This is a genomic window from Pseudomonas sp. MF6747 (assembly GCF_963890955.1).
Taxonomy (GTDB): Bacteria; Pseudomonadota; Gammaproteobacteria; order Pseudomonadales; family Pseudomonadaceae; genus Aquipseudomonas.
This window is the reverse complement of the sequence record NZ_CAWPSZ010000053.1, coordinates 187,738-202,106: the sequence shown is the minus strand read 5'-3', so window position 1 is coordinate 202,106 and position 14,369 is coordinate 187,738. Positions and strand designations below refer to the sequence as shown.

The following is a 14,369-nucleotide window of genomic DNA, read 5'->3' as shown; positions in this document are numbered from 1 at the left end:
ACAGGTGAATTTCGTGAGCCAGCCTACGCCAGCCGTGCGTACCTTCCAAGACTTGATCCTCGCCCTCCAGCAATACTGGGCCGAGCAAGGTTGTGTGGTACTTCAGCCCTACGATATGGAAGTAGGCGCCGGCACTTTCCACACCGCTACATTCCTGCGGGCCATTGGCCCGGAAACCTGGAACGCCGCTTATGTGCAGCCCAGTCGTCGCCCGACTGACGGCCGCTACGGCGAAAACCCGAACCGCCTGCAGCACTACTACCAGTTCCAGGTGGTACTCAAGCCCAACCCGGACAACTTCCAGGAGCTGTACCTGGGCTCGTTGAAACATGTCGGCCTGGACCCACTGGTGCACGACATCCGTTTCGTCGAAGACAACTGGGAATCGCCAACCCTGGGTGCCTGGGGCCTGGGCTGGGAAGTCTGGCTCAACGGCATGGAAGTGACGCAGTTCACGTACTTCCAGCAAGCGGGCGGCATCGAGTGCTACCCGGTGACCGGCGAGATCACCTACGGCCTGGAGCGCCTGGCCATGTACCTGCAAGGCGTGGACTCGGTCTACGACCTGGTGTGGGCTGACGGCCCGTTCGGCAAGGTCACCTATGGCGATGTGTTCCATCAGAACGAAGTGGAGCAGTCCACTTACAACTTCGAACACGCCAACGTCGACAAGCTGTTCGAGCTGTTCGACTTCTATGAAAGCGAAGCCAAGCGTCTGATCGAACTTGACCAGCCGCTGCCGTTGCCAAGCTATGAAATGGTGTTGAAGGCCTCCCATACCTTCAACCTGCTGGATGCCCGCCGTGCCATCTCGGTCACCGCGCGCCAGCAATACATCCTGCGTGTGCGCACCCTGGCGCGTTCCGTCGCCCAAGCCTACCTGCTGGCGCGCGCCAAGCTGGGCTTCCCGATGGCAACCCCGGACCTGCGTGATGAAGTGTTGGCTAAGCTGGAGGCTGCACAATGAGTGCTCAAGATTTTTTGGTTGAACTGGGCACCGAAGAGCTGCCACCCAAGGCACTCAACACCCTGGCCGACGCGTTCCTGGCCGGTATTGAGAAAGGCCTGCACAGCGCTGGCCTGAAATTCGCGGCGAAAAAAGTCTACGCCGCGCCACGTCGTCTGGCTGTGTTGCTGACCGCGCTGGAAACCCAGCAGCCGGACCGCAGCATCAACCTCGACGGCCCGCCGCGCCAGGCCGCTTTCGATGCGGAAGGCAACCCGACTCAAGCAGCCCTGGGCTTTGCCAAGAAGTGCGGCGTCGAGCTGAGCGAGATCGACCAGAGCGGCCCGAAACTGCGTTTCAGCCAGGTCATCACCGGCAAGCCGACGGCGAGCCTGTTGCCGACCATCGTTGAAGATTCCCTCAACGACCTGCCGATCCCCAAGCGCATGCGCTGGGGTGCTCGCAAAGAAGAATTCGTACGCCCAACCCAGTGGCTGGTGATGCTGCTCGGTGATCAGGTCATCGACTGCACGATCCTCGCTCAGCAGGCGGGCCGTGACTCGCGTGGTCATCGCTTCCACCACCCAGAAGCCGTGCGCATCACTTCGCCCGCCAACTATGCCGCCGACCTGCGCGCCGCCTACGTGCTGGCCGATGCCAATGAGCGTCGCGAGCTGATCAGCAAGCGCACCGAAGAGCTGGCCCGCCTGCAGGAAGGCACCGCCATCGTGCCGCCAAGCCTGCTCGATGAAGTGACCGCTTTGGTTGAGTGGCCAGTGCCGCTGGTGTGCTCGTTCGAAGAGCGTTTCCTCGACGTGCCACAAGAAGCGCTGATCACCACCATGCAGGACAACCAGAAGTATTTCTGCCTGCTGGACGTGGACGGCAAGTTGCTGCCGCGCTTCATTACCGTGGCCAACATCGAAAGCAAGGACCCGCAGCAGATCATCGCCGGTAACGAGAAAGTCGTTCGTCCGCGCCTGACCGACGCCGAGTTCTTCTTCAAGCAAGACAAGAAGCAGAAGCTCGAAGACTTCAACCTGCGCCTGCAGAACGTGGTGTTCCAGGAAAAACTCGGCAGCGTCTACGACAAAGCCGTGCGCGTTTCCAAGCTGGCGGCCTACATTGCGCCGCGCATTGGCGGTGACGCTGCCTGGGCTGCCCGCGCTGGCGTGCTGTCCAAGTGTGACCTGGCCACCGAAATGGTCGGCGAGTTCCCGGAGATGCAAGGCGTTGCCGGTTACTACTACGCCCTCAACGACGGCGAGCCGGACGATGTAGCCCTGGCGCTGAACGAGCAGTACATGCCGCGCGGTGCCGGTGCTGAGCTGCCAACCACCTTGACCGGTGCGGCCGTGGCCATCGCCGACAAGCTGGACACTCTCGTCGGTATCTTCGGTATCGGCATGTTGCCCACCGGCAGCAAAGACCCGTACGCCCTGCGTCGTGCTGCCTTGGGCGTGCTGCGTATCCTGATCGACAAAAAGCTCGACCTCGACCTGACCCAGGCCGTGGTGTTTGCGGTCGGCCAGTTCGGTGGCAAGGTCAAGCAAGCCGGTTTGGCCGAGCAAGTCCTGGAGTTCGTGTTCGACCGCCTGCGTGCGCGTTACGAAGACGAAGGCGTGGACGTTTCGGTGTACCTGTCGGTCCGTGCCCTGCAACCCGGCTCGGCGCTGGACTTCGATCAGCGAGTGCAGGCCGTACAGGCCTTCCGCAAGCTGCCGGAAGCCGATGCACTGGCTGCCGTGAACAAGCGCGTGTCGAACCTGCTGAGCAAGGCCGACAACCTCGGCAATACCGAAGTCGACCCGGGCCTGTTTGCCGATGCCAAGGAGTTCTCGTTGAACTCGGCCATCGCCAAGGCCGAAAACGCAGTGAAGCCGCTGCTCGCTGAACGTAACTACGCCGAAGCACTGGCGCGCCTGGCCACCTTGCGTGAGCCGGTGGATGCGTTCTTCGAAGCCGTGATGATCAATGCCGACGATGCCGGCGTGCGGAAAAACCGCTACGCCATGCTGGCGCGTCTGCGTGGTTTGTTCATCAACATCGCTGACATTTCCGTACTGGGCTGATCATGTTGAAACTGCTGATTCTCGATCGAGACGGAGTGATCAATTACGACTCCGACGCTTACATCAAGTCGGTGGCGGAATGGATTCCACTGCCCGGCTCGATCGAGGCCATCGCGCAGTTGAGCAAAGCCGGCTGGACAGTGGCCATCGCCACCAACCAGTCCGGCATCGCCCGTGGTTATTACGACATCGCTACCCTGGACGCCATGCACGCGCGCTTGCGCACGTTGGTGGCCGAGCAGGGCGGTGAGGTGGGGCTGGTGGTGTACTGCCCCCACGGGCCGGATGAGGGCTGCGATTGCCGCAAACCCAAGCCTGGCATGTTGAAAACCATTGCAGAACATTACAAGGTGCCCTTGGCTGGGCTATGGTTCGTCGGGGACAGCCTCGGTGACCTGAAGGCGGCCAAAGCCGTCGACTCTCAGCCAGTTTTGGTTAAGACCGGGAAAGGCGAAAAGACCCAGGCGAAAGACCTGCCGGTAGGCACTTTGATTTTTGACGATCTGGCGGCAGTTGCCGCAGAACTTATCAACAACTAGCCGCCCTCGACTTCCTGACCAAGGACTGTTCGGGAGTGCGCTTTTAACAGGCGGGCCGTGTCCCGCAACGGTAAATGCCGCCATGTCGATCTTGCAGGCCATCAGAACCTTTTTCTTTTACCTGCTGCTGGGCACCAGTTCGTTTCTCTGGTGCACCCTGAGCTTTTTTATTGCGCCGTTCCTGCCGTTCAAGGCGCGCTATCGCTTTATCAACGTTTATTGGTGCCGCTGTGCGCTGTGGCTGACCAAGGTGTTCCTGAACATCCGTTTCGAAGTGAAGGGCGCTGAAAATGTCCCGGAGCAGCCCTGCGTGATTCTGTCGAACCACCAGAGCACCTGGGAAACGTTCTTCCTCTCCGCGTACTTTTCGCCGTTGAGCCAGGTGCTCAAGCGCGAGCTGCTGTATGTGCCGTTCTTCGGCTGGGCCATGGCCATGTTGCGCCCGATCGCCATTGATCGTGACAACCCCAAGGCCGCGCTCAAGCACGTCGCCAAAAAAGGCGATGAGTTGCTCAAGGATGGCGTCTGGGTACTGATATTTCCGGAAGGCACGCGTGTGCCTTACGGCACCGTAGGTAAATTCTCGCGGGGCGGCACCGCCCTGGCGGTCAACGCCAACCTGCCGGTATTGCCGATTGCGCATAACGCCGGCAAGTTCTGGCCGAAGACCGGTTGGGCCAAACGCGCAGGCACCATCACGGTGGTGATTGGCGAGCCGATGTACGCAGAAGGCGAAGGACCACGTGCCATTGCAGCGTTGAATGACCGCGCCGCAGCGTGGAATGAAGCGCAGCAACGAGCCATGGGCTCATTGCCTCCCGAGCCTGTGGTGGTAGAGACGCCGGCGATTTGAGCGTCTGTGGATAACCTGTGTACGGTTTGTTGGCGAATCGACGTTTTTGGTTCATAAGAAGCTGATTTACTTACATATTTCTGAAGCTAATAAAATCGCGAAAAACGTGCATAAGTTTTTTTGCGCATTAAAAAACCGGTCCTTTTGACCGGTTTTTTATGCACAGCAGAAAACCAGGTTTTTACGTATCAAGCAGTGGCAGTTTCAGGCTGAAGGTCGAGCCTTTGCCTAACTCGCTCTCGCACAGGACACGACCGCCATGGCGCTCAATCACGGCTTTGACCATGGTCAGCCCCAGTCCCAAACCCTCACTGCCCTGGGCTGAATCGAAGCGTCGGTACTGGCTGAACAACTCCGGCAAATCCCCAGGCGCGATGCCTGGCCCCTGATCGCTGATGCGACATTCCAACCAACCTTGCGCGCTGCCATGGCTCAGCGTGACGGTGGTGCCTGACGGGGAGTACTTGATGGCGTTTTCCAGCACGTTGAACAGCGCCCGTGTCAGCAATGATTGATCGGCTGACACCATGCCCTCGTCCGCCTCATCAAGGTCGTGCACCAGGTGAATGCCTTTGAGCTGCGCGATCACTGCCACCTGGTCAAAGGCATCCATGACCAGCATGGCAAATAGCGTCGGCTGGAAGTGGTAGCCGTCAGCTTCGGCCTTGGCCAACTGCACGAAGGATTCGGTGAGGCTCAATGCGCGTTTCACCTGTTGTTCGATCTGGGCAAATATCGGTGAATCGCCGTTGTGCACATCCAGCAATGCCAGGATCGCCGAGTGCGGTGCACGCAGGTCATGGGACAGGAAGCGCAACATCGTCTCGCGGTGCTGTTGGGCTTCACGCTCCTTGCTCAAGTCGGTAAGGCTCAGCAGCCAGCCAAGGGCGACATCACCTTCGGCCGGCAGCAAGGGTGCCAGCTCCATGCGCAGACTGCGCTGGTGGATATCACGAAACTCGATAAGCTGCAGCGCCGACAGGGCAGGGCGAACACCATTGTGCAGCGGCGGGTAGCCGAGGTCGGCGAGTTGCTCCAATAGATTTGTGGCCACCAGATCGTTGCCGAACACCTCACGGGCGACGCGGTTGGCCAGCAGGATGCTGCCGTGGGGATCGGTAATCAGGGTCGCCACCGGCAGGCACTCCAACCCGTCCGCCATAAAGCGCCGCGTGTCGCGCGTGCGGCTTACCGCCTGCTCAAGCGCAAAGATCCGCCCCTGCAATACGTCACCTTTGCTGGCGGGCGCACGGCGACGCTCGGGCAGCACTTTGGGTTCGTTATCCAGGCGTGCCAGTTCCCAGCCGAAGTAAGCAAGGATCACGCTCAGGCGGCGCCAATTCCAGATCAAATAGCTGAGCAGCAGCCCGATCAGACACGCTGCGGGTGACCACCAATGCCCCAGGCGCAGCAAGGCCCATGAGCCGAGCAGTGCGGTGACCATGCAAGCCAGGGTCATCCATAGCGCATAGCGCGGCCGATACAACAGCAGCCCCAGCAGCAACGCCACCAGCGAAGCGGCCATCAATGCGGCAAGCCAGCCTGGAAGATCGACGATGCTGCGCCCCAGCAGCAATCCATTTAGGATGTTGGCCTGGATCTCCACTCCGGCCGTGGAGCCCACCGTGGAGGAGAGGGGCGTGACAAAGCGATCACCCATTCCATAGGCCGTGGCACCGACCAATATCAACCGGCCACGCAACACGTCGGGCGGTACCTCGCCCTGTAATACGCTGACGTAGGACACGCTGGGAAAATGGCCCTGCGCGGTATAAGGAACACGAACCGCGTGTTCACGATGCCAATGCTGACCGTCAGGTGCCTTGGCGAGCCCCGGCATGGGTGATGTTTGCCCAGTCAACGTATAGGCGAGCCATGCCAGCTGCGCAAGCGTGTTACCGGGCGGCCCCTCGCGCATATACAGGCTGCGTACGACACCATCGTTATCGGCTTCGACATTGATCTGGCCCATGCCTTTGGCGCATTTGAGCAGTGGCAACAGTTGCTCATCCGGCGCGTCTGAACTCGCCGTGGGCAACAACACATTGCCGGCCTTGCACACCGCGTCGGCCAGTCGTTGGTCATCCGCCGCTTCGCCGGGCTCGCTGAAGATCACATCAAACAATATGCCTGCCGGTCGAGCAGCACTGAGCCGGTCAATCAGGTCAGCATGCACGCTGCGTGGCCAGGGCCATTGGCCTAGCTTTTTCAGGCTTTGGTCATCAATAGTCACCAGCAGGATCCGCGGGTCGACCGGCAATGGTGTCAGGCGACGAAGGCTGTCGTACAGCGGGTTATTGAGGGCCAGACCTGGGCTCAAAGACAGGTAAACCGTGAAGGGCAGCAGGACCAGGCCAATCAACAGCCACTCACGTATCAAACCGTGGAACAGCAGTTGCGCTCGGGTGGGTTGGCGTTTTTCGGATTTTCGCCACAGCATCACCGGGCCACCGTCGCAGGCGTGTAGAGGTGTCGAGAGTGGATAGTTGAACGCGCCATATGCCCCGGCTTCTCCCTGTTCGATATGAGCGGTGTACTGAACCCAGTGAAGCTCATATCGGTCTCACTGTTAGACTTTCCTGAGCGCTTCATGCTGAACCTTTTCCTTACGGGCAGGAGTGGGTATCTTTCCTCCAAGGTATCGAGGTCTTCCAACGGATTAAAGGCTCTTTGATATCAGCGTATCGATAGATTCATGGTCCGCTGAATCTGACCACAATTATTCAGATTCGATGGCCGGCATTTGCGCCGTTTTTTTAGTAGAAGGGACCCACCCATGCGTGTCGCAATACTGGATGACGAGCCCGCTGAGTTGCGCCGGGTTGAGCAGACACTGCGACAGATTCCCAGCACCGCGGAACAGCCGTGGTCCGTGCATTGCTTCGAGCGTGGTGAAGATCTGCTGCGCCAGCTGCGCCGGGAGACCTTTGACTTGCTGATACTCGACTGGCAACTGCCCGACATCACGGGTATCGCGTTGCTGCGCTGGACCCGCGAGCACATGGAATCACCGCCCGCCGTGATCATGCTCACCAGTCGGGACGCCGAGAGCGATATCGTCACGGCGTTGAACAGTGGGGCGGATGATTACGTCAGTAAACCTTTCCGGCCCAATGAACTGAAAGCCCGGATCACGGCCGTTCTGCGTCGCCATGGTTTGCAAAAAGCGACTGCCCATGAAGTGCAGAGCTTCAACGATCTGACCTTCGACGATGCTGAGCTGACCGTCACTCGTGCGGGCAAACCTATCAACCTGACTGAGCGTGAATACCGCCTGGCCAGTTGCTTGTTCGCCAATCTAGCGCGTCCGTTGTCTCGTGAATACCTGTATGAACGGTTCTGGTCTCATGAGGAGATGGTCTCTTCGCGGCCGCTGGACACTCATATCTATCGCCTGCGCAACAAGCTGGGACTGACCGCCGACCGTGGCTGGCAACTGTTGACCATCTACGGATACGGTTATCGGTTGGAGAGTGTGGCGGCAGTAAACTCGAACCAATAAGCTTATGTTCCACGTGGAGCATTGGAAAAACGGCTTATTTCGACGCAATAAAAAAAGGCCAACGCTGAGCGTTGGCCTTTTTGTTTTAGCAGGCTGACCTGATCAGAAGTCCAGGTTGGACACTGCCAGGGCGTTGCTTTCGATGAAGTCACGGCGAGGTTCGACCGCATCACCCATCAGGGTGTTGAAGATCTGGTCTGCGCCAATGGCGTCTTCGATGGTCACGCGCAACATGCGACGCTGAGCTGGGTCCATGGTGGTTTCCCACAGCTGATCAGGGTTCATTTCGCCCAGACCTTTGTATCGCTGAATAGTGTGACGCTTGGTGCTTTCTGCCATCAGCCAATCAAGGGCTTCTTTGAATTCCTTGACCTGCTTCTTGCGTTCGCCACGCTGAATGTAAGCACCATCGTCCAGCAAGGTGCTCAATTGCGCGCCGAGCGTAACGACGGTTTTGTAGTCGTTACTGCCGAAGAAGTCGCGGTTGAAGGTGACGTAGTTCGACAGGCCGTGGGAGATCAGTTCAACCTCAGGCAGCCACACGTTACGCTCACGGTCTTCACGCAGGCTGGCTTTGTACACCAGGCCAGACTTCTCGACGGTACGCAGGCGCACTTCGTACTGGGCCAGCCAATCCTGCATCGCTGCGTGATCGCCCAACTGCTCCAGGCTGACGGCCGGCAGGTAGATGAAGTGCTCGGTCAGCTCCTGAGGGTACAGACGCGACAGACGCTTAAGGGTCTTCATCACCATGCGGAAATCGTTAACCAGACGCTCCAGCGCCTCACCAGAGATACCCGGGGCTTCGTCGTTCAAGTGCAGGCTGGCATCTTCCAGGGCCGACTGCGTCATGTACTCTTCCATGGCGTCGTCGTCTTTGATGTATTGCTCTTGCTTGCCTTTTTTCACTTTGTACAACGGCGGCTGAGCGATGTAGATATAGCCACGCTCGATCAGCTCAGGCAGCTGACGGAAGAAGAAGGTCAGCAGCAGGGTACGGATGTGCGAACCGTCGACGTCAGCATCGGTCATGATGATGATGTTGTGGTAGCGCAACTTGTCGATGTTGTACTCGTCACGGCCGATACCGCAGCCCAGGGCTGTGATCAACGTGCCGACTTCCTGAGAGGAAATCATCTTGTCGAAGCGGGCTTTCTCAACGTTGAGGATCTTACCCTTCAACGGCAGGATCGCCTGGGTGCGACGGTTACGACCCTGCTTGGCGGAACCGCCAGCAGAGTCACCTTCCACCAGGTACAGTTCGGAGAGGGCAGGGTCCTTCTCCTGGCAGTCAGCCAGTTTGCCCGGCAGGCCGGCGATATCCAGCGCGCCTTTACGACGGGTCATCTCACGGGCTTTACGCGCGGCTTCACGGGCACGTGCAGCGTCGATCATTTTGCCGACAACCAGCTTGGCTTCGTTCGGGTTCTCCAGCAGGAAGTCGGAGAAGTATTTGCCCATCTCCTGTTCCACAGCGGTCTTGACTTCGGAAGACACCAGCTTGTCTTTGGTCTGGGAGCTGAACTTAGGATCTGGCACTTTTACCGAGATAATCGCGGTCAGGCCTTCACGTGCGTCGTCACCGGTGGTGGCGACCTTGTGCTTCTTGGCCAAGCCTTCGGCTTCGATGTAAGTGTTCAGGTTACGCGTCAACGCGGAACGGAAACCCACCAAGTGAGTACCGCCATCGCGCTGAGGAATGTTGTTGGTGAAGCACAACAGGTTCTCGTTGAAGCTGTCGTTCCACTGCAGGGCGATTTCTACACCGATGCCATCTTCACGCTGGATATTGAAGTGGAACACCTGGTTGACCGCAGTCTTGTTGGTGTTCAGGTATTCAACAAATGCGCGCAGGCCGCCTTCGTACTTGAACAGCTCTTCCTTGCCGCTGCGCTCGTCCTTGAGAACGATGCCTACACCGGAGTTGAGGAAGGACAGTTCACGAATACGCTTGGCCAGGATGTCCCAGCTGAAATGGATATTCTTGAAGGTTTCAGCCGATGGTTTGAAGTGGATCTGCGTACCGGTGGATTCGCTGTCACCGACGATTTTCATCGGCTCTTGTGGCACGCCGTGCACGTAAGTCTGTTCCCAGATCTTGCCGCTACGGCGAACGGTCAGAATCAGCTCTTCAGACAAAGCGTTCACTACCGACACACCTACACCGTGCAAACCGCCGGAGACTTTATAGGAGTTGTCGTCGAACTTACCGCCGGCGTGGAGCACGGTCATGATGACCTCTGCCGCCGAAACGCCTTCTTCTTTGTGCACGTCTACTGGAATGCCGCGACCATTGTCGCGCACGGTGATGGACTCATCCGGATGGATGATGATGCTGATGTCGTCGCAGTGACCGGCCAACGCTTCGTCGATGGAGTTGTCGACCACCTCGAAGACCATGTGGTGCAGACCGCTACCATCATCGGTGTCGCCAATGTACATACCGGGACGTTTGCGTACGGCATCCAAACCTTTCAGCACTTTAATGCTGGTCGAGTCGTACGTGTTTTCTTCGCTCATGCCTTCACTCCCGATGGTCGTGGGTCTGGGTGATACGGCCTTGTTCCACGTGGAACAAAGCGACTGGCGTTTCCGTCTGCCAGCCTTCCCTCAATAATTCGTGGTCTACACAGGTAATAAATACCTGGCAGCGTAAGTCTTCCAACAAGCGGCATAACGCGCGGCGGTGTTGCTCGTCGAGTTCGGACGGCAAGTCATCCACCAGATAAATACACTGACCGCGTCGGGCTTGGCTGACCAAATGCCCCTGGGCGATACGCAGTGCGCACACCACCAACTTCTGCTGACCGCGGGACAAGATATCCGCGGCATTATGTGCGCCTAATCTAAGGCGCAGATCAGCCCGTTGGGGGCCTGCCTGGGTATGGCCAATTTGCTGATCCCGTTGCAAGGACGTGGCGAGCACTGCGCTCAGCTCACGTTCTTTATCCCAACCACGGTAGTAGCTCAGCGTCAGTCCTTCGAGATCCAACAACTCACTCAAGGTCTGCTCAAAGACTGGTTTCAAGGCTTTGATATAGGCGCGGCGGTATTCATCTATTTCGTCGCTGGCCAGGCACAGTTCCCGGTCCCAGGCTGCTTGCGAAGCGGCGTCAAGTGTACCATGCCGCAGCCATGAGTTCCGCTGCCGCAGGGCCTTCTGCAGGCGCTGCCAAGTGGCCATGAAACGCGGTTCCACGTGGAACACTCCCCAATCGAGGAACTGCCTGCGGATCTTCGGTGCACCTTCCAGCAGGCGGAAGCTGTCGGGGTTGATCAGCTGCAAAGGCAGAATTTCCGCCAACTGCGCCGCGCTGCGCGCATTTTGCCCATCAATGCGAATTTGAAATTCCCCGCCGCGATCACGGGATATGCCCAGGCTACTGTGTCCGCCTTCAGCCAATTCAACTTGGCCGAATACCGTGCATGCCAACTGCTCGTATTGAATCACCGGCAAAAGACGTGCACTGCGAAAAGAGCGGGCAAGCCCCAGCAAATGAATGGCTTCCAGCACGCTGGTTTTGCCACTGCCGTTGGCGCCGTGGAGGATATTGATGCGGGGGGAGGGGGAGAAGGTCACCGGGTGCAGATTGCGCACCGCGGTGACCGAGACGCGACTAAGGGACATCTAGCTTCTGCTGAGCATGATTACAGGCGCATCGGCATAACTACGTAAGCCGAGTCGTCGTTATCAGATTCTTGCACCAGGGCGCTGCTGTTGGAGTCGGACAGAATCAGGCGAACCTGTTCGGTGGTCATCACGCCCAGCACGTCCAACAAATAGCTCACGTTGAAGCCGATCTCCAGCGAGCCGCCGTTGTAATCAACGCCTACTTCTTCTTCCGCTTCTTCCTGCTCGGGGTTATTCGCCTGAATTTTCAGCTGACCGTTGGCCAGTTGCAGACGGATACCGCGGTACTTTTCGTTCGACAGAATCGCGGTACGGCTGAACGCTTCGCGCAAGGCCTGACGATCGCCGATCACCAGCTTGTCGCCACCTTTAGGCAGCACGCGCTCGTAATCCGGGAACTTGCCGTCGACCAACTTGGAGGTGAAGGTGAATTCGCTGGTAGTGGCGCGAATGTGGTGCTGGCCCAGAACGATGCTGACGTTGCCGTCCGGCTCGGTGAGCAGACGCGCCAACTCGAGGATACCTTTACGCGGGACAATAACTTGGTGGCGATCTGGCTGACCAATATCAGCGCGCATCGAGCACATCGCCAGACGGTGACCGTCGGTGGCCACGGCGCGGATGATGCCTTCAGAGACTTCCAGCAACATACCGTTGAGGTAGTAGCGCACGTCCTGCTGGGCCATGGCGAAGCTGGTGCGCTCGATCAAACGGCGCAGTTTGCTTTGTTCCAGGCTGCAAGTCAGCGAGCCCGGACCTTCTTCGACGGTCGGGAAGTCATTGGCTGGCAAGGTGGACAGCGTAAAGCGACTGCGGCCGGCCTTGACCACCAACTTCTGCTCATCGACCTTGATGTCGATCAGCGCTTCGTTTGGCAAGCTTTTGCAGATGTCCATCAGCTTGCGCGCAGGTACGGTGATCTCGCCCGGCTCTGCAGGCTCTTCCAGCTGTACGCGACCGACCAGCTCGACCTCAAGGTCGGTACCGGTCAAAGACAATTGCTGGCCTTCGACAACCAGCAATACGTTGGAAAGCACCGGCAAGGTCTGTCGGCGCTCGACGACGCCTGCGACCAGTTGCAGGGGTTTCAACAGGGCTTCGCGTTGAATGGTGAAATGCATGGTCTAGTCCCTTGCCTTAATAAGCTGCGCTGGTGTCATCACGTAGTCAGTGTTCGCAGCAGGTTCTTGTAGTCCTCGCGAATATCCGCGTCGGATTCCTTAAGTTCGTTGATCTTGCGGCACGCGTGCAAGACCGTGGTGTGGTCGCGACCGCCAAACACATCACCGATTTCCGGCAGGCTGTGGTTGGTCAGCTCTTTGGAGAGCGCCATCGCCACCTGACGTGGACGTGCCACCGAGCGCGAACGGCGCTTGGACAACAGGTCGGAAATCTTGATTTTGTAGTACTCAGCCACCGTGCGCTGGATGTTATCCACACTCACCAGCTTATCTTGCAGGGCCAGCAAGTCTTTGAGGGATTCGCGGATCAACTCGATGGTGATATCGCGGCCCATAAAGTGCGAATGAGCAATGACCCGCTTGAGCGCGCCTTCGAGCTCACGCACGTTGGAACGAATGCGTTGAGCAATGAAGAAAGCCGCATCGTGTGGCAGATCAACTTTCGCCTGGTCTGCCTTTTTCATCAGGATCGCGACGCGGGTTTCCAGCTCTGGCGGTTCTACCGCAACGGTCAGGCCCCAGCCGAAGCGCGACTTCAAACGTTCTTCCAGGCCTTCGATTTCCTTCGGGTAACGGTCGCTGGTCAAGATGACCTGCTGACCGCCCTCGAGCAAGGCGTTGAAGGTGTGGAAAAACTCTTCCTGAGAACGTTCCTTGCGGGCGAAAAATTGAATGTCATCGATCAGCAACGCATCAACCGAGCGGTAGAACCGCTTGAACTCGTTGATTGCGTTGAGCTGCAAGGCCTTGACCATATCAGCGACGAAACGCTCCGAGTGCAGGTACACAACCTTGGCATTCGGGTTCTTCTTTAATAGGTGATTACCCACAGCGTGCATCAAGTGGGTTTTACCCAAGCCGACGCCACCATAAAGGAAGAGCGGGTTGTAACCATGCTTGGGGTTGTCGGCGACCTGCCAGGCGGCCGCGCGGGCCAACTGGTTGGATTTACCTTCGACGAAGTTTTCAAAGGTGAACGTACGGTTCAGGTAGCTGGTGTGCTTGAGCGCACCTTCTACCTGCACGGTGCGCTGTTCGGCGCGTACCGGTGCTTGCTGCGAGCTGGCGCCGGCCATTGGGTCGAAGCTGTCGCGGGACGGTTCTTCATTTATAGGCGCGTTTTTCTGCGCCGATGATTTCGAAGGCGTCTGGGCAACGGGTGCTGGCGAGTTATTAACAGGCGCGGCTGCGGCCTGAGCCTGCGAGGCGCTCGCTGCCAACGGTGCATTCGGCGCGGCACGCGGGGCAGAGCTACGTTTGCTGCCTATTAATAGGGAGAGTACGGGCGCGAGGCCATTGCCGTGTTCGTCGAGCAATTCGAGAACGCGGCTCAGGTACTTCTCATTAACCCAATCGAGAACAAAACGATTCGGCGCGTAGACGCGCAACTCGTCGCCTTCGGCTTCGACCTGTAGCGGACGGATCCAGGTGTTGAATTGCTGGGCAGGCAGCTCTTCGCGCAAAAGCTCCACGCACTGCTGCCAAAGTTCCACTGACACGGATATCCCCTAAGTTGAAAGCCGGTGAGGCAAAAACAGCCGCCATTGTAGCGGCCAGCCGCCCACTTATCCACATGTAGGTTGCTCACAGGGCACCCAAAATCAATGCGTTAAGCGCAAAAAAGCCGACCAATGGTCTGTGCATA

10 protein-coding genes are annotated in these 14,369 nt (G+C 58.3%); 5 read left to right on the top strand and 5 right to left on the bottom strand.

The window, feature by feature from the left end:
• The first annotated feature begins 13 nt into the window (after nucleotides 1–13).
• The 4 genes from glyQ (at nucleotide 14) to AACW30_RS30880 (ending at nucleotide 4,410) form a co-directional block, all read left to right on the top strand.
• Nucleotides 14–967: a glycine--tRNA ligase subunit alpha gene (gene glyQ, locus AACW30_RS30895; RefSeq protein WP_003187265.1), complete on the top strand. Its 954-nt coding sequence runs from the start codon at nucleotides 14–16 to the stop codon at nucleotides 965–967.
• Nucleotides 964–3,018, top strand: coding sequence for a glycine--tRNA ligase subunit beta (gene glyS, locus AACW30_RS30890; RefSeq protein ID WP_200624160.1), 2,055 nt, complete (start codon nucleotides 964–966; stop codon nucleotides 3,016–3,018). Before glyQ ends, glyS begins: the two co-directional genes overlap by 4 nt.
• Nucleotides 3,018–3,557, top strand: a complete 540-nt coding sequence (gene gmhB, locus AACW30_RS30885) for a D-glycero-beta-D-manno-heptose 1,7-bisphosphate 7-phosphatase (protein WP_200624196.1) — start codon at nucleotides 3,018–3,020, stop codon at nucleotides 3,555–3,557. Before glyS ends, gmhB begins: the two co-directional genes overlap by 1 nt.
• An 82-nt stretch (nucleotides 3,558–3,639) precedes the next feature.
• The gene (locus tag AACW30_RS30880) at nucleotides 3,640–4,410 is read left to right on the top strand and encodes a lysophospholipid acyltransferase family protein (protein ID WP_106575978.1); all 771 of its coding nucleotides are present in this window, start codon (nucleotides 3,640–3,642) and stop codon (nucleotides 4,408–4,410) included.
• Nucleotides 4,411–4,591: 181 nt separating this feature from the next.
• On the opposite strand, the gene AACW30_RS30875 is transcribed toward AACW30_RS30880, so the two are convergent.
• Complete coding sequence (locus tag AACW30_RS30875; RefSeq protein WP_200624159.1) at nucleotides 4,592–6,853, bottom strand: CHASE2 domain-containing protein; 2,262 nt, start codon at nucleotides 6,851–6,853, stop codon at nucleotides 4,592–4,594.
• A 333-nt stretch (nucleotides 6,854–7,186) separates the two neighbouring features.
• On the opposite strand from AACW30_RS30875, the gene AACW30_RS30870 reads away from it, so the two are divergent.
• Nucleotides 7,187–7,912 carry a response regulator transcription factor gene (locus AACW30_RS30870; RefSeq protein ID WP_106575976.1) on the top strand — a complete coding sequence of 242 codons (726 nt, stop codon included), beginning with the start codon at nucleotides 7,187–7,189 and terminating at the stop codon, nucleotides 7,910–7,912.
• A gap of 102 nt (nucleotides 7,913–8,014) precedes the next feature.
• Here the strand turns inward: AACW30_RS30870 and gyrB are convergent, their stop codons facing one another.
• From gyrB to dnaA, 4 genes are read right to left on the bottom strand one after another with little or no spacing between them, the layout of a single operon-like run.
• Nucleotides 8,015–10,432 (bottom strand): DNA topoisomerase (ATP-hydrolyzing) subunit B, encoded by a 2,418-nt coding sequence (gene gyrB / locus AACW30_RS30865; RefSeq protein ID WP_106575975.1) that lies wholly within the window; start codon nucleotides 10,430–10,432, stop codon nucleotides 8,015–8,017.
• Between the two features lie 4 nt (nucleotides 10,433–10,436).
• Nucleotides 10,437–11,540, bottom strand: a complete 1,104-nt coding sequence (gene recF / locus AACW30_RS30860) for a DNA replication/repair protein RecF (protein ID WP_010565854.1) — start codon at nucleotides 11,538–11,540, stop codon at nucleotides 10,437–10,439.
• Nucleotides 11,541–11,560: 20 nt separating this feature from the next.
• Nucleotides 11,561–12,664, bottom strand: a complete 1,104-nt coding sequence (dnaN, locus tag AACW30_RS30855) for a DNA polymerase III subunit beta (RefSeq protein WP_083355987.1) — start codon at nucleotides 12,662–12,664, stop codon at nucleotides 11,561–11,563.
• A gap of 38 nt (nucleotides 12,665–12,702) precedes the next feature.
• Entirely contained in the window at nucleotides 12,703–14,223 is a 1,521-nt protein-coding gene (gene dnaA / locus AACW30_RS30850) for a chromosomal replication initiator protein DnaA (RefSeq protein ID WP_119741254.1), read from the bottom strand.
• Between the last annotated feature and the right edge of the window lie 146 nt (nucleotides 14,224–14,369).